Source organism: Geomesophilobacter sediminis (genome assembly GCF_016458275.1).
In the GTDB taxonomy this organism is placed as follows: Bacteria; Desulfobacterota; Desulfuromonadia; order Geobacterales; family Geobacteraceae; genus Geomesophilobacter; species Geomesophilobacter sediminis.
This window is the reverse complement of sequence record NZ_JAEMHM010000006.1, coordinates 184,873-199,151: the sequence shown is the minus strand read 5'-3', so window position 1 is coordinate 199,151 and position 14,279 is coordinate 184,873. Positions and strand designations below refer to the sequence as shown.

The window sequence follows — 14,279 nt, the reverse complement described above, 5'->3', positions numbered from 1 at the left end:
TGGATTTTTAATCTGATTCTTAGGCACAGCATGCTGCGCCCCTATGTACTCTGGATGCACTGGATAATCGTGTTCAGTTATTCTGCCTTTGCCGCCGACATCAGGTCCCCTCCCCTTCAAGGGGAGGGATCGGGTGCGGATGGGGTTCAGGCATAACCTCGTGGGAGGTTCCCCCTACTCCGCGATCAGGCTTTTGCCGGTCATCTCCGCGGGCTGCGGGATGCCGAGCATCTGCAGCATGGTCGGCGCGATGTCGGCCAGGACGCCGCCGTTTCGCAGCTTCACGTTCTTGCGGCTGTCGTCCACCAGGACGAACGGAGCGAGATCGGTGGTATGGGCGGTGTGGGGGCCGCCGGTGTTTTCGTCGACCATCATCTCGGCGTTGCCGTGGTCGGCGGTGATCAGAACCGCCCCACCCAGCTCGCGCACCCGGTCGACGATCTTCCCGACGCAGGAATCGACCGCCTCGACGGCGCGGACCGCCGCCTCCAGGATGCCGGTGTGGCCGACCATGTCGGCGTTAGCGAAGTTCAGGATGATCACGTCGTACTTGTCCTCGCTGAGCCGCTTCAAAAGTTCCTCGGTCACCAGGTAAGCGCTCATCTCCGGCTTAAGGTCGTAAGTGGCGACCTCCTTGGGAGACGGGATCAACGCGCGGTCCTCGCCGGGAAACGGCGTCTCGCGACCGCCGTTCAGGAAGAAGGTCACGTGAGCATACTTCTCGGTTTCGGCGATACGGAGCTGGGTCAGCCCCGCCCGCCCGATCACTTCCGGGAAGATGTTGGTGAGCGCGTCCGGCCCGAACGCGACCGGAAGCCCGAACGTCTCGTCGTAGGTGGTCAGGCAGACATACGAGGCGAGCTTGGGCCAGACCTCCCGCTTGAAACCGTCGAAGTCGGCGCGGGTGAAGGCGCGGGTGATCTCGCGGGCGCGGTCGGAGCGGAAGTTGAAGAAGATGAAGCCGTCGCCGTCGCCGATCTTGCCAACCGGCGCGCCGCCGGAAACGATCACGCTCGGCAGCACGAATTCGTCCACGACGCCTTCCTGGTAGCTGTTCTGGATCGCCTCGGCGGAGGAAGCCACCGCGTTGCCCTCCCCCAGCACCATGGCGCGGTAGGCCTTTTCGACGCGCTCCCAGCGGTTGTCGCGGTCCATGGCATAGTAGCGGCCCATGACCGTGGCGACCTTCCCGGCGCCGATCCGGGCGATGGCGTTTTCCAGGCGCTGCAGGTAATCGGCACCGCTCTGCGGCGGGGTGTCCCGCCCGTCCATCAGGGCATGGACGTAGATCTCCTTGATGCCCCGGCGCTTGGCGAGCTCGATGAGGGCGAAGAGGTGAGTCTCATGGGAATGCACGCCGCCGTCGGACAGAAGTCCCGACAGGTGCAGCCGCCCGCTCCCCGCCTTTACCTTGTGCAGGCAGTCCAAAAGGACCGGGTTTTCGAAGAAGTCGCCGTCTTTGATCGACTTGCTGATCCGGGTCAGGTCCTGATAGACGACGCGGCCGGCGCCGATGTTCATGTGGCCGACTTCCGAGTTACCCATCTGGCCTTCGGGGAGGCCGACCGACATCCCGGAGCCGTCGATCGCGACGAACGGGTACTCGGCGGTGAGCCGGGTCATGTTGGGCGTCTTCGCCTGGGCGACGGCGTTGTTCTTGGTGTCGGGATTGATTCCCCAGCCGTCGAGGATCATCAAAAGCAGCGGTTTCTTGTTTGCCATGGCTTCCCCCCCTTGTTGTTCCCTCGTTGGGGAACAGATCACAGTGAAATGGTCATCGACACAGGTGAAGCAAAATCTCCATCCCCGGCGGGGCTGGTCCTTCTCCGGTGGGAGCGCCATTCCTGGCGCGAAGGCACTGGTTATTCGCGCCAGGAATGGCGCTCCCACAGTAAAAGCTGCCACAAAGGAGATGCCGGACGGAATTTTTAGACAAAAAAAGGTGAAGAGAAAACTTCACCTTTTTGTAACTGCCAACTACTCGTGGTGGTACGGCTCGCCGTTTAAGATGGTGAAGCCGCGGTAGATCTGCTCCAGCAGAAATACCCGCACCATCTGGTGGGTGAGCGTCATCTTGGAAAGGGAGATCGTCTTGTGGGCCCGGCTACGGAACTCGTCGGTGAACCCGTAGGCCCCGCCGATGGCGAAAACCAGATCCGAGGTCCCCTGGTCGCGGTTTTTGCCGATGAAGTTCGCGAATTCCGGCGAGGTCAGCGCATCCCCCCGCTCGTCGAGCAGCACCAGTCTCCCCCCCTTGGGAAGAATCTTCGCAAGCCGCTCGCACTCGCGTTCCCGCATGACCTGCGGCACTCCTCCTTTTTCCTCGCGCGCCTCCTGGATCTCCAGCGGGAGATAGCGCTTGATCCTCCCGCTGTATTCGTCGATCCCGGCTCGCACCCACGGTTCCTGGGTCTTACCGACCCAAAGGACCTTAAGCTTCACGGGCCGGCTTGTCCCAGAGAAGTTCCTCCGGAATCGCTACCTGCCCGGCACGCCCCCAGAGTTCATCCAGGTTGTATATCGCGCGCACTTCTTCCTGGAAGACGTGCACGATGATGTCGCCGTAGTCCATGACGATCCAGCGCCCCTCGTCCACCCCTTCGGTGTCGATCGGGCGGTCCCACGGCTTGAGCCCTACCTTGACCGACTCGGCAATCGCCTGAACCTGCTTGTCGGACCGGCCGCTGGCCAGCACGAGGTAATCGGCGATGCTGGAGATCTTGCCGATCGAGAAAATCTTGACGTCGAGCGCCTTCTTGTCGAGGGCGAACGCGGCGCACTTCACCGCGCGCTCTTCCGCCGTAAGTACTTCATTACCTTCCATCGATGTATAACCTATGTTCCTTGATGTACTGCTCGACCGGTCCGGGTACCAAATACCGGATCGAGCGGCCTTGCCGCGCCAGAGCGCGGATCTCGCTGGACGAAATGTCCAAAAGTACCCCGTGAAGAGCAAAAACGCCACAGCCGGAGCTGTGGCTTAACATTTTAGCGGGCTCATCATAGCAGAACTGATTTGCTATAGCAACAGGGAGGGATTGGGCCAGGCTCTCGAAGGTGGCGCCCGGCCGCTGCACGGCGATCACGTTGCAGGTAGCGAAAATCTCGGCGTATTCCCGCCAGCTCGAGATGTCCCGAAACGAGTCGCCGCCGATGATGAAATAGAAATCGTCGTCCGGGTGCAGCCGGCGCAGCTCACGAATGGTGTCGATGGAGTAGGAGCGGCCCCCCCGCACCCCTTCCATGTCCGACACCGTGAAGTGGGGGTTGTCCGCCACCGCCAGCTGTACCATCGCGAGACGGTCGGCAAAGGAGAGCTCGCCGATCGTCGGCTTGTGCGGCGGGGTGGCGGCCGGGATGAACACCACCCGGTCCAGGCCGAAGTTGTCCCGCGCCTCCTCGGCGATCCGCAGGTGCGCGTTGTGAACGGGGTTGAAGGTCCCCCCCAGGATGCCAATCTTCATGGAACGGCGCCTCCGGACTAGGGGCGAATCTGCCCGTCGCCGTACACGATGAATTTCCTGGTGGTCAGGTCCTCGAGTCCCATCGGCCCGAAGGAGTGGAGCTTGGTGGTCGAGATCCCGATTTCCGCGCCGAGCCCGAGCTGGTTCCCGTCGGAAAAGCGGGTGGAGGCGTTCACCATCACCACCCCCGAATTCACCTCGCGGATGAAGCGCTGCGCGTTGGCGTAGTTGCCGGTGATGATCGACTCGGTGTGCAGCGAGCAGTAACGGTTGATGTGGTCGATGGCGCCGTCAAGGCCGTCCACCACCTTGGCCGCCAGGATGAGATCGAGGTATTCCGCCTCCCAATCCTCCTCGACCGCCGCGGTCGCCTGGGGAGCGAACTGCCGGAACGCCTCGTCGCCGCGGACCTCAACCTTGAGCCCGGAAAGCGCATCGTAGATGAACGGGATGAAGGTCGGCGCGATCTCCCGGTGGACCAGCAGGGTTTCCAGCGCGTTGCAGACGCCGGGGCGCTGCACCTTGGCATTGACGATGATGTTGCGCGCCATCTCGAAGTCGGCGCTCGCGTCGACGAAGATGTGGCAGACCCCTTTGTAATGCTTGATGACCGGGATCTTGGAATGCTCGACGACGAAGCGGATCAGGTTCTCGCCGCCGCGCGGGATGATCACGTCGATGTACTCCTCCTGCTTGAGCATCTCGGTGACCCCTTCCCGCTCCGGGAACGGCACCAGCGAAAGCGCCCCCTCGGGGATGTTCCGCTTCTTGAGCTCCTGGGCGCAGATCTCGGCGATGGCCACGTTGGAATGGATCGCCTCGCTGCCGCCGCGCAAAACGACCGCGTTGCCGCTTTTAAGGCAAAGGGCGGCCGCGTCGGAGGTGACGTTGGGGCGCGACTCGTAGATGATCCCGATGACGCCGAGCGGGATCCGCATCCGGCCGACCATGAGGTCGTTGGGGCGCTTCCACATGCCGGTCACCTCGCCGACCGGGTCCGGGAGCGCCGCCACCTCGCGGATGGCCTCCGCCATTCCGTTGATCCGGGAGTGGTCCAGCATGAGGCGGTCCAGCATCGCGGAGGAGAGTCCGCGTTTCTCGCCGGCTTCGAGATCCTTGCGGTTCTCGGCGATGATGTGCTCGGCGTTGTTGACGAGCGCCAGGGCCATGTCGATCAGGAGCTCGTTTTTGGCAGCGGTCGAAAGCTTTGCCATGGCGAAGGAGGCTTCCCTGGCCTTGGCGGCGATGGCGCGGATCTTTTCTGCTACGGTCGTCATGTGCATTCCTCCGATAAAAACAAAAAGCACCAGGAGTCGGTGCAGTTGCGTCAGTCTCTTTCCCCTTCAGGGGGAGGGTCGCGGTGAGGAGGGTGTGCCCACAGGGCAATGCTTACCCTGTGGGAGCGCCTTTCCAGGCGCGATCCGCCGAAGGCGGTGACAAGGGCTGGGATTATTCGCGTCCGGAAAGGCGCTCCCACCAGCTTCGCTCCACAGCCAGGCGACAACAGGCCGCAGTTGGAGTGTGCCCCCAGCGAGGGGGTCGAGTCAGCCGCCATTTGGGTGTCTTCAACAACCTTCCTACTTGAAGACGTTGATCAGGTCCCGGATCAGGCTGATTATGTCGTCACTCAGGCTTACCAGTAGGTAGTACATGGCTATAAGAGGACCAGATTGTCCCGGTGAATGACGTCGTCCCCGTAACGGAAACCGAGGATCTCCTCGATTTCACTGCTCTTGTGCCGGCAGATACGCTCGATTTCCTGGCTGGAGTAATCCACGATCCCGCGAGCGAACTCCGCACCGTCCGGAGCGAGGACCCGGACGCAAGCTCCCCGCTCGAAACGACCTTCCACTTTTTCGATTCCCGACGGCAGCAGGCTTCTGCCGTGCCGTGCCAGGACTTCCCGTGCTCCGGCATCGACCCGTATCGACCCGGCGGGCCGCAGGGTAAACGCGATCCAGTGCTTGCGCCGGTTCAGGCTCCGCTCCGCCGGTGCGAACATGGTGCCGACCTCTTCTCCGGCCATGGCGCGGGTAAGGGTCCCGGGTGTCTTGCCGGCGCAGATGATCGCCGCCACCCCGTAACGCATCACCTTCTTCGCCGCGGCGAGCTTGGTCGCCATGCCGCCGGTGCCGACCGAGGTCCCGCTTCCGCCGGCCGCCCGCTCCAGATCCTTGGTGATCCCCCGCACCATCGGGATGATGGTCGCGGTGGCATCGGTGCGCGGATCTGCGGTATAGAGCCCGTCGATGTCGGTAAGGATGATCAGGAGCTGCGCTTCGACGAGGTTGGTCACCAGCGCGGAGAGGTTGTCGTTGTCGCCAAACTTCAGCTCGTCGACCACGACCGTGTCGTTCTCGTTGATGACCGGCACGATCCCGTAGGCGAGCAGGGTGTCCAGGGTGCTCCGGGCGTTCTGGAAGCGGCGCCGGTTGACCAGGTCGTCGCGGGTCAAAAGCACCTGGGCTACCGTCAGATCCTGCTGAGAAAATGCTTCCTCGTAGGCCCGCATCAGTCGGGACTGGCCAACCGCAGCGGCTGCCTGTTTCTGGGGCAGTGTCTTGGGCCGATCAGTCAGGCCCAGTGCTGGTCTTCCCGCGGCAACCGCCCCGGAGGATACTACTACGGTTTCTATTCCATCGGCACGCAACTGTGCCAGTTCCCCGGCGAGCCGGGACAGAAACAGTGGATCGATGCCGTTGTCCTCACTGGTGAGGACGCCGGACCCTATTTTGACGACGATACGCCGTACTTTTTTAAGAAGACCCTTCCGCATGAGCTCATTGTACTCATTATGATAGTTTTTTAAAAGAAGGAATACTAGCACGTTTCCAAATGCATAGCAAACTATTGATTCTTAAGCCGCTTTAAATGGATTGACAAAAACGGGGGGTGTCTTTAGACTGTGCCGACTTCGAGGTGATATTTGCTCAACAAGGAACTGTGGAAAAAAAGACTCTATCGCATCCTCTCCCTGGACAGCCATCCCGGCCACATTTCTGCTGGCTTTGCCGTCGGCGTCTTCATCAGCTTCACCCCCTTCTTCGGACTGCACACCCCCCTGGCCATCGCGGCCGCCTTCATCTTCCGCCTCAACAAACTGACTTGCGTCACCGGCGCCTGGGTGAACACCCCCCTCACCGTGGTTCCCATCCTTGGCCTGAGTTTCAAGCTGGGACGGTTTCTGCGGGGCAAGACCGTGAGCGAGTTGCCGCTCCCCACGGGGCTGGAATGGCACAACCTGGAAAAATACGCCAAGTCCTTGATTCTCGGCTCCTCCATTCTCGGGTTCCTCGCCGCCATCGTTGCCTATTTCGTCTGCTACTACCTGGTCCTGCGTTTCCGGGCCAAGGACGCCACCCAGGCATCGCTGGCCGAGGAGATGGAGGAAACGGGAGAAGACTTGGAGCAATGAGCACTGAACCAGCCCGTTAGCACAATCAGCAGCAGGACCATCCCCCCCCTCTCCTTCAAGGGTCGCGCGCGGTAGCGCAAGCTCGCAACGATCGGGGTGAGGATGGGTTGTCATCTGAATAAACGAAAAAGCGCCGGATGCGGTTGACCGCTCCGGCGCTTTTCATTTTCCCTTTGTCTCATGCCCTTACCGCTTGCGCGGATCGCGCCCGGAAGGGGGCTCCCATCACGGGTTGGCTGCCCCGGCGGCTCGGACCCGCCGTTTCCTGCGCGGGGTCTGCCCCCGCTTTATCTCCCGAGGAACGGGTTGAGGATGATGTAGCCGAGGTAGCCGACGGTGGCCGCCGCAGGGATGGTGATGATCCAGGCGGTGACGATGCGGTAGGCGACCATCCAGTTGACCGCGGAGATGCGCTTGGAAAGCCCGACCCCCAGGATCGCGGAGGTGATGACGTGGGTGGTACTGGTTGGAAGCCCCATCGCGGAAGCGCCCAGAATGACGCCGGCGGAGGCGGTTTCGACGCAGAAACCGTGGATCGGCTGCAGCTTCACGAAGTCGTGGCCGACGGTCTTGATGATGCGCCACCCGCCGGCGGCGGTACCCAGCGCCATCGCGACGGCACAGCCGATCTTGACCCAGGTGGGGACCTCGAAGGTGGCGAGGGTTCCGTAACTGACCAGGGCCATGGTGATGACCCCCATCGATTTCTGTGCGTCGGCGGTTCCGTGGGAAAAGGCCATGACCGCAGCGGAAACGATCTGGAGCTTGCGGAAATTCTTGTTCAACCCATAGGGTGCGGTATTCCGGAAGATCCAGAACATGGCGACCATGAACACGAACCCGAAAAAGGCCCCGACGATCGGCGACACGATGAGCACGGTGATGATCTTTTTCAGGCCGGCCCAGTGCAGCGCTCCCACCCCGGCATGGGCGATTACCGATCCGACCAGACCGCCGATGATGGCATGGGAAGAGGACGACGGAAGTCCGTAGTACCAGGTGATGAGATTCCAGATGATCGCACCGAGAATGCCGGCCAGGACCACCATCTGGGTGATGCTGCTGGCGTCGACGATCCCCTTGCCGATGGTGGCGGCGACCTTGGTGGAGATCATCGCCCCGAGGAAGTTGAGGCCGGCGGCCATGAAAATCGCCCCGCGTACGGAGATGGCTCGAGTGGAGACGCAGGTCGCTATCGCATTGGCCGTGTCGTGGAAACCGTTGATGTAGTCGAAGATCAGTGCGGCTCCGACGACCAGGACCAGGAGAACGAGAGTCGCCTCAGGCATTTTTTACCACCACGCTTTCCAGGATGTTCGCGGCGTCCTCGCACTTGTCGGTGGCCGTCTCCAGCGTCTCGTAGATTTCCTTCCACTTGATGAGCTGGATCGGGTCTTTCTCCTCGTCGAAGAGCCGGCTGATCGCTTCGCGGCACACCCGATCCGCCTCGTTCTCCAGCGCGTTGACCTCGATGCAGTAGGCGCTGATCGGCTCCAGCTTGCCGCCCAGGACCGCGACGGTCTTGTCGATGGTCTGGCAGGCCTTGAGGATCAGGAAGGCAAGCTCCTTCGATTCGGGGGTCGGCTTGTCCACGTTGTACATGACGATGCGGCTGGCCGAGGCGTCGATCAGGTCCAGGATGTCGTCGAGGGCGGAGGCGAGGGCGTAAATGTCTTCACGGTCGAAGGGGGTGATGAAACTCTTGTTCAGCTTCTTCACGATGTCGTGGGTGATGGTGTCACCTTTGTGCTCGATCTCCTTGATCCGGCGCTGGCTTGCCATGGGATCGGAGAAATCGTCCAGCATCTGTTTCAGGAGTTCCGCTCCCTCGATGATGTTGTGGGACATCTCCCGGAAAAGCGCGAAAAATTTTTCATCCTTGGGAATAAGACCGAACATTACGTCCTCCACGTTGAGAGAGCCCCGACGGGCCCGTTACAAAACTGTGAAGATATAACACAACCGTAACCAACTTCATAGGGAGAAATGAGCCCTGCGCTCGCCGCTATGTGAAAAAAGTCTCCTTAAAGCCTTGCTTTATGTCTGCAATTCGCATACTCTAGCGCCACTTTTTCAGGCAGAGGTACCCGTTACATGAATCCGCTCCATGCCGTGGTCCTGGGGATCGTCCAGGGGCTCACCGAAGTACTCCCCATCAGCAGCTCCGCCCATCTGATCCTGATCCCGAGGTTCCTCAAGTGGCCCGAGTCCGGCATCACCTTCGACGTCGCGCTGCATATCGGCACCTTCCTCGCCCTGTCCATCTACTTCTGCCGCGATATCCTCTCCCTTTTCGCCAACTTCCTCATGGGATTGCGCGGCGGCCTGCACACTCCCGAAATTAGGCTCCCCTTCTATATCGTTGCGGCGACCATACCGGCTGCGATCGTCGGCAAGACCCTCGAAGGTCCGGTGGAAGAGATCTTCCGGAAGAGCCCGCTGACCATCGCGGCACTGCTGATCGCGTTCGGCCTGTTGCTCGCTTTTGCCGACACGACCGGCGCCAAGCGCTTCAAGATTGACCGGATCGACCTGAAGGCGGCCATGATCATCGGCATTGCCCAGTGTCTCGCCCTCGTCCCCGGGGTATCCCGTTCCGGAATAACGATCACCGCCGCGCTGCTGCTCGGCTTTCGCCGTGAAGCGGCGGCCCGCTTCTCGTTTCTCCTCTCCCTCCCCATCGTCGCGGGAGCCGCTCTGCTCAAGGTCGGCCACCTGGTTAAAGTCGGCATACCTCCCGGAGAAACGGTCCCTCTGGTGATCGGAATCGCGACCTCGGCGATTTTCGGCTTCCTCAGCGTGGCCTTCCTGCTCAAGCTGGTGCAGCGCGAATCGCTCTATCCGTTCGTCTGGTACCGGCTCTTCGCCGGCATCGGCGCCTTCGCCTTCATCTTCATGGGGTATTAGGAGGAGAGAGGCACCAACGGTGCCTGCCCCCCTTTTGGCTCATCCCTCACGAAAACCGGCCATTTCCCCATCCAGCGCCAAGGGCGCAGCATGCTGCGTCTTACCCCAGGAACCGTCTCCCCCATCCTGGCAACCTCCTCGCCCTGCGGTATCATCTCAGCTTCCAATTTTCCAGGTTGTACCGTGATCCTCCCTCTCCCTCCGGGAGCGGGTCGGGGTGAGGGCCGTGCCGGAAGAGCAACCGCCTGGCTCGCCACACGTTCCCTCACCCCCCCTCCGGGCACCCTCTCGCAAGGGGAGAGGGTATGATGCCCTACCGCCGTGTTCTTTCAAGCAAGGGAAGGAGGTGCGCCATGAGCGGGATCAAGAGTTGGCCGGAAGGAGAACGTCCGCGGGAGAAGCTCCTTTTGCACGGTCCGGGAGCACTTACCGAGGCGGAACTTCTGGCGCTGATCATCGGCAGCGGCGACGCCGCGAGCAGCCGGAGCGCGATCGACCTGGGGCGACAACTCCTGGCGGAATTCAAAAGCCTCAGGACCCTGTCCGACGCCTCCTGTGCGGAGCTGCAGCGGGTGAAAGGGATCGGCCCCGCCAAAGCGGCCTGCATCAAGGCTGCGCTCTATCTGTCCACCAAGTCCCTGGGACTGGGCCGGGGCCTGGCCGACGAGACCCGTTTCACCTCGGCGCAGCAGGTCTTCGAGCATTTCCACTACGAGTTTAGGGACCGCCGCAAGGAATACTTCATGGCGCTGCTTCTGGACGGGAAGAACCGGATCATCAAGCCGGTGCAGATCTCGGAAGGTTCGCTCAACCAAAGCATCGTCCACCCCCGCGAGGTCTTCAATCTCGCGGTCCGCGACTCGGCCGCGGCCATCATCCTGCTGCACAACCACCCAAGCGGCGATCCCACCCCAAGCCCCGAAGATTTCGACGTAACCAGGCGACTTTGCGACGCCGGAGAGCTGATGGGGATCCGGGTCCTGGACCACATCGTTCTCGGCGACGGCAGTTACTACAGCTTCACCGAGCACGGCGTCATCTGACCAGGCCGCCGTCTTCGCCCTAATCCCCCCAGATTACTCTATATTCTCGCGATAATTCGTGTTATCCTGACGCCGTTTTTGCCTATACCCCCCGGTGAAGGAAGAGTCATGTCCAAGAACCTGCGTCACGGCTACAACTTTATCCGTATCTCCCTGGTAAGCGGCATCGTCATCACCGTCATCGGCGTCTACTGCGCCTTCCATCTCCTCTCCGGGGGATTGTCGGAAGCGCAGCGTGTCTATGCCTACGGCACCGTCCTGGCGCTGTTTCTGGACGGGCTGGCCCTGCTCTCGGTCCTCACCATGATCGCCGCCCGAAACCTCACCAAAAGGGTCAATGTCCTCGCCACCGCGTTGAACCGGGGCGCCGAGGGGGACCTCGCGACGCGCCTGGACGATGCGACCGAAGACGAATTCGGCATGCTCAACAAGAACTTCAACGTGATGATGGAGCGCTTGGCGGGAGTAACCGGGCGCGTGGTGGAGGCAATCGCCGAACTGCGCCAGATCGCCAGCGACATCGACGAAGTTGCCAAGCAGGGGGTACACGCCGCGGAATTGCAATCGGACGGAGTTTCCGGGGCGTCGCAGGCCGTCGTGGAAATCAACCGCTCCGTGACCCAGGTCTCGGAATGGGTGGACATCCTTTCCGGTTCCGCTACCGAAAACGCCTCGTCCATCCTGGAACTCTCCGCGGGGATCGAGGAGATCAACCAGCACGTCGAGGCGCTTTCCCGTGCCGTCGAGGAGGTCAGTGCCTCGATCTTCGAGATGACCGCCGCCGAGAAAGCGATCGGGGAAAGCGTGCAGAGCCTGATGGAAAACTCGACCACCGCCTCGGCGCTGGTGGCGGAGCTGGACGTATCCATCAAGCAGGTCGGCGAAAACGCACTGCAAACGGCTTCCATTTCGGAGACGGTCCGCCAGGACGCCGAACAGGGCCGCCAGGCGGTCGACGCGACCATCTCCGGTATCAGCGAAATCCGCCGCTCCTCGCGCTCGACCGTTGAGGCGATCGAAAACCTCTCCCTGCGCGCCGTCGACATCGGCAAGATCCTCTCGGTCATCGACGAAGTTGCCGAGCAGACCAATCTCCTCGCGCTGAACGCCTCCATTATCGCGGCCCAGGCCGGGGAACACGGCAAGGGGTTTGCCGTCGTCGCCAACGAAATCAAGGAACTCGCCCGCCGGACCAGCAGCTCCACCCGCGAGATCGCCGGCATCACCAAAGGGGTCCAGGAAGAGACCGCGCGGGTGGTCTCGGCGATCAAGCTTTCCGAGCAGCGGATCGCGGAAGGAGAGCTCCTCTCCCAGCGCTCCGGCGAGGCCCTGCAGAAGATCGTTGCCGGTGTCCAGCAGGCGACCACCCGGGTCAAGGACATCGCCGGCACCACCGAGGCGCAGTCCAAGGCCTCCGAGAACATGCGCCAGGCGATGGAGCAGGTGGCCGAGATGGTGCGCCAGATCGGCAAGGCGACCCGCGAGCAGGGCCGGGGCAGCGAACAGATCATCTCGGCGGTGGAACGGATGAAGGAATTCACCGTCCAGGTCCGGATCACCACCATGGCGCAGAGCGAGGTCAGCAACCACATCGTCCAGGCGACCTCCGACATCACCACCATGATCGGCAACGTCCGCAAAGCCTGCGAAGAGGAAGCCGAAAGCAGCAAGCTCATCGTCCAGGCGATGGAGAACATCCAGCATTCCGCCCACAGCAACGTCGAGGCGACCCGGGTCATGGACGGCGCCGTCGCCGGCCTCAGCAAGCAGGTCAAACTGCTGCAGCAGAAGATGGCCGGATTCAGCCTGTAACAGCAGGGGACGGGCTCCGCAGGTGCCTGTCCCCCTCGCATTGGTTCCACATGGATACAAAAGCGCCTTCCGGACCGTTACCGGAAGGCGCTTTTTCTTTGCCGACTCCGCACGGCGTCCTTGCATTGACTATCCCTGGATCTTTGGCACCCTTGAGCGGTCCCGGCGCTGGGCGCTGACGGGGCGACGTCGTCACATCAAAACCATCGGGGAGGAAAACATGCGGAAACGGATCGTGGGGAACAAGGTGCGACGCAGCCATGTCCATCAGGGGGAATGGCTCGACCTGGAGGATCTCGCCAAGGTGGAGGTCAGCACCGAGGACCCCGAACACCCGATCGAGCAGGCGCTGGTGGAGGGAGGGGAAGGCGGGTGGCGGGCCACCGAGCCGGGGGAGCAGTACATTTCCGTGCTGTTCGATCACCCCCGCACCATCCGGAACATCCGGGTGTTCTTTCGGGAAACCGAAGTCGACCGCACCCAGGAGTTCGTAATCCGCTGGTCCTCGGACGGGGTGGTGTTTCGCGAAGCGCTGCGGCAGCAGTTCAATTTCAGCCCTCCCGCGACGACGGAAGAGATCGAAGAGTATCGGGTGGAAATGCGCGACGTCTCCTGCGTGGAACTGATCATCATCCCGGACCAGCAACGCCGGCACCTAGCCTCGCTGGAACAGCTGAGACTAGCGTAATCCGCTTACCCTGCAGGAACGACCTTCCTGTTGCGATCGGGTCTCGTTCAATAGCAAGATAGCCGCCTACCCTGTGGGAGCGCCTTTCCAGGCGCGATCCGCCGAAGGCGGTGACAGCGGGTTTCAGGATAATTCGCACCAGGAAGGGTGCTCCCACCGTATCGTCGCCGCCGGCTCCGAAATAAAAAAAGCGCCGTGAGGAGAGGAGAACTCCTTCACGGCGCAACTGTTTTGTATTTAACTCTTCGTCCCGGGGCGCTTCCGACTTGAGATCTTTTTATTTCTGCGTCCAGCGCCCGTTTTCCAGTTGCACCCACCACCCCGGCTTGGCGTCTTCACGCCGCGCCTCGGCAAAAGTCGCCGCGGCTTTGCCCATTACCTGTTTCATCGCCGCATCGGTCACCTTCTGCTTGTTCAACTTGAGAATCGCCTTCGCCATGCTGGTAACGACGACCTTCCGGCTCTTGTTTTCCGCGGCGAGGGTCTCCTCATCCTGGGGACTGACCTTCGACTTGTCCCGCACCGCCACCAGCCCCTGGTTGGTAAGGCCGACGGCACCGCTGTTGTAAAGGGCGGTTATCTGCGGCAGGCGGCTGTTCATCTCGTCGTACGCCTTGATCACCTCGGGCATCGACGAGAGCTCGACGGCAAGGGTATCCGCCTCGTTCTCCTCGGCGTACGCGGTCCCGACGAAGGAAAGGCTGGCCTGGAGGTTCCGGATCAGGCTGCTCTGCGGCCCTACCGGCGGGGGAGTCTGCTCTGGTGGAGGGGCGGGCGGGCCGGCCGGCGTGCTCTTGCCGTCACCGCGTTTGAGGAGCATCTCGTCCAGCGACTTGTAGGCCTCTTTCGCCGCCTTTTCCGGGAAATACACGTTCACCGTGATCACCGCACAGGCGGTCAGCAGGAGACATCCCACCACCGCAGCCCACTGCGTCATTATCCTTTTCATC

Annotated in this window: 14 protein-coding genes; 5 read left to right on the top strand and 9 right to left on the bottom strand. The window is 61.8% G+C overall.

Features of this window, described 5'->3' with window-relative positions; translation table 11 throughout:
- Positions 1 to 174 precede the first annotated feature (174 nt).
- From gpmI to proB, 6 genes are all read right to left on the bottom strand, one after another.
- Positions 175 to 1,722: a 2,3-bisphosphoglycerate-independent phosphoglycerate mutase gene (gene gpmI, locus JFN93_RS08840; protein WP_199383695.1), complete on the bottom strand. Its 1,548-nt coding sequence runs from the start codon at positions 1,720 to 1,722 to the stop codon at positions 175 to 177.
- A 255-nt stretch (positions 1,723 to 1,977) separates the two neighbouring features.
- Entirely contained in the window at positions 1,978 to 2,442 is a 465-nt protein-coding gene (locus JFN93_RS08835) for a 23S rRNA (pseudouridine(1915)-N(3))-methyltransferase RlmH (protein ID WP_199383694.1), read from the bottom strand.
- Positions 2,432 to 2,824, bottom strand: coding sequence for a ribosome silencing factor (gene rsfS / locus JFN93_RS08830; protein ID WP_199383693.1), 393 nt, complete (start codon positions 2,822 to 2,824; stop codon positions 2,432 to 2,434). The genes JFN93_RS08835 and rsfS overlap by 11 nt, the downstream gene beginning before the upstream one ends.
- Positions 2,814 to 3,464: a nicotinate-nucleotide adenylyltransferase gene (nadD, locus tag JFN93_RS08825; protein WP_199383692.1), complete on the bottom strand. Its 651-nt coding sequence runs from the start codon at positions 3,462 to 3,464 to the stop codon at positions 2,814 to 2,816. The genes rsfS and nadD overlap by 11 nt, the downstream gene beginning before the upstream one ends.
- Before the next feature lie 17 nt (positions 3,465 to 3,481).
- Positions 3,482 to 4,741, bottom strand: coding sequence for a glutamate-5-semialdehyde dehydrogenase (locus JFN93_RS08820; protein WP_199383691.1), 1,260 nt, complete (start codon positions 4,739 to 4,741; stop codon positions 3,482 to 3,484).
- A gap of 377 nt (positions 4,742 to 5,118) precedes the next feature.
- A complete protein-coding gene (proB, locus tag JFN93_RS08815) occupies positions 5,119 to 6,240 on the bottom strand; it encodes a glutamate 5-kinase (protein ID WP_199383690.1) in 1,122 nt (373 codons plus the stop codon).
- 150 nt (positions 6,241 to 6,390) lie between these two features.
- On the opposite strand from proB, the gene JFN93_RS08810 reads away from it, so the two are divergent.
- A complete protein-coding gene (locus tag JFN93_RS08810; protein ID WP_199383689.1) occupies positions 6,391 to 6,879 on the top strand; it encodes a DUF2062 domain-containing protein in 489 nt (162 codons plus the stop codon).
- Positions 6,880 to 7,166: 287 nt separating this feature from the next.
- Here the strand turns inward: JFN93_RS08810 and JFN93_RS08805 are convergent, their stop codons facing one another.
- Positions 7,167 to 8,168 carry an inorganic phosphate transporter gene (locus JFN93_RS08805; protein ID WP_199383688.1) on the bottom strand — a complete coding sequence of 334 codons (1,002 nt, stop codon included), beginning with the start codon at positions 8,166 to 8,168 and terminating at the stop codon, positions 7,167 to 7,169.
- Positions 8,161 to 8,778 (bottom strand): DUF47 domain-containing protein, encoded by a 618-nt coding sequence (locus JFN93_RS08800; protein WP_199383687.1) that lies wholly within the window; start codon positions 8,776 to 8,778, stop codon positions 8,161 to 8,163. Before JFN93_RS08800 ends, JFN93_RS08805 begins: the two co-directional genes overlap by 8 nt.
- Positions 8,779 to 8,973: 195 nt before the next feature.
- On the opposite strand from JFN93_RS08800, the gene uppP reads away from it, so the two are divergent.
- From uppP to JFN93_RS08780, 4 genes are all read left to right on the top strand, one after another.
- Entirely contained in the window at positions 8,974 to 9,786 is an 813-nt protein-coding gene (gene uppP / locus JFN93_RS08795) for an undecaprenyl-diphosphatase UppP (RefSeq protein ID WP_199383686.1), read from the top strand.
- Between the two features lie 353 nt (positions 9,787 to 10,139).
- Positions 10,140 to 10,829, top strand: coding sequence for a RadC family protein (radC, locus tag JFN93_RS08790; RefSeq protein ID WP_199383685.1), 690 nt, complete (start codon positions 10,140 to 10,142; stop codon positions 10,827 to 10,829).
- 108 nt (positions 10,830 to 10,937) lie between these two features.
- Entirely contained in the window at positions 10,938 to 12,641 is a 1,704-nt protein-coding gene (locus JFN93_RS08785; protein ID WP_199383684.1) for a methyl-accepting chemotaxis protein, read from the top strand.
- Between the two features lie 220 nt (positions 12,642 to 12,861).
- Positions 12,862 to 13,329: a hypothetical protein gene (locus JFN93_RS08780; protein WP_199383683.1), complete on the top strand. Its 468-nt coding sequence runs from the start codon at positions 12,862 to 12,864 to the stop codon at positions 13,327 to 13,329.
- Positions 13,330 to 13,606: 277 nt separating this feature from the next.
- On the opposite strand, the gene JFN93_RS08775 is transcribed toward JFN93_RS08780, so the two are convergent.
- Positions 13,607 to 14,278, bottom strand: coding sequence for a DUF1318 domain-containing protein (locus tag JFN93_RS08775; protein ID WP_199383682.1), 672 nt, complete (start codon positions 14,276 to 14,278; stop codon positions 13,607 to 13,609).
- Between the last annotated feature and the right edge of the window lies 1 nt (position 14,279).

Bases quoted from the DNA above. Each gene is read 5' to 3' on its own strand.
- JFN93_RS08805 (WP_199383688.1), bottom strand. From the start codon at position 8,168: ATGCCTGAGGCGACTCTCGTTCTCCTGGTCCTGGTCGTCGGAGCCGCA.
- radC (WP_199383685.1), top strand. From the start codon at position 10,140: ATGAGCGGGATCAAGAGTTGGCCGGAAGGAGAACGTCCGCGGGAGAAG.
- nadD (WP_199383692.1), bottom strand. From the start codon at position 3,464: ATGAAGATTGGCATCCTGGGGGGGACCTTCAACCCCGTTCACAACGCG.
- JFN93_RS08800 (WP_199383687.1), bottom strand. From the start codon at position 8,778: ATGTTCGGTCTTATTCCCAAGGATGAAAAATTTTTCGCGCTTTTCCGG.
- JFN93_RS08775 (WP_199383682.1), bottom strand. From the start codon at position 14,278: ATGAAAAGGATAATGACGCAGTGGGCTGCGGTGGTGGGATGTCTCCTG.
- JFN93_RS08820 (WP_199383691.1), bottom strand. From the start codon at position 4,741: ATGACGACCGTAGCAGAAAAGATCCGCGCCATCGCCGCCAAGGCCAGG.
- JFN93_RS08785 (WP_199383684.1), top strand. From the start codon at position 10,938: ATGTCCAAGAACCTGCGTCACGGCTACAACTTTATCCGTATCTCCCTG.
- gpmI (WP_199383695.1), bottom strand. From the start codon at position 1,722: ATGGCAAACAAGAAACCGCTGCTTTTGATGATCCTCGACGGCTGGGGA.
- rsfS (WP_199383693.1), bottom strand. From the start codon at position 2,824: ATGGAAGGTAATGAAGTACTTACGGCGGAAGAGCGCGCGGTGAAGTGC.
- JFN93_RS08780 (WP_199383683.1), top strand. From the start codon at position 12,862: ATGCGGAAACGGATCGTGGGGAACAAGGTGCGACGCAGCCATGTCCAT.
- uppP (WP_199383686.1), top strand. From the start codon at position 8,974: ATGAATCCGCTCCATGCCGTGGTCCTGGGGATCGTCCAGGGGCTCACC.
- proB (WP_199383690.1), bottom strand. From the start codon at position 6,240: ATGCGGAAGGGTCTTCTTAAAAAAGTACGGCGTATCGTCGTCAAAATA.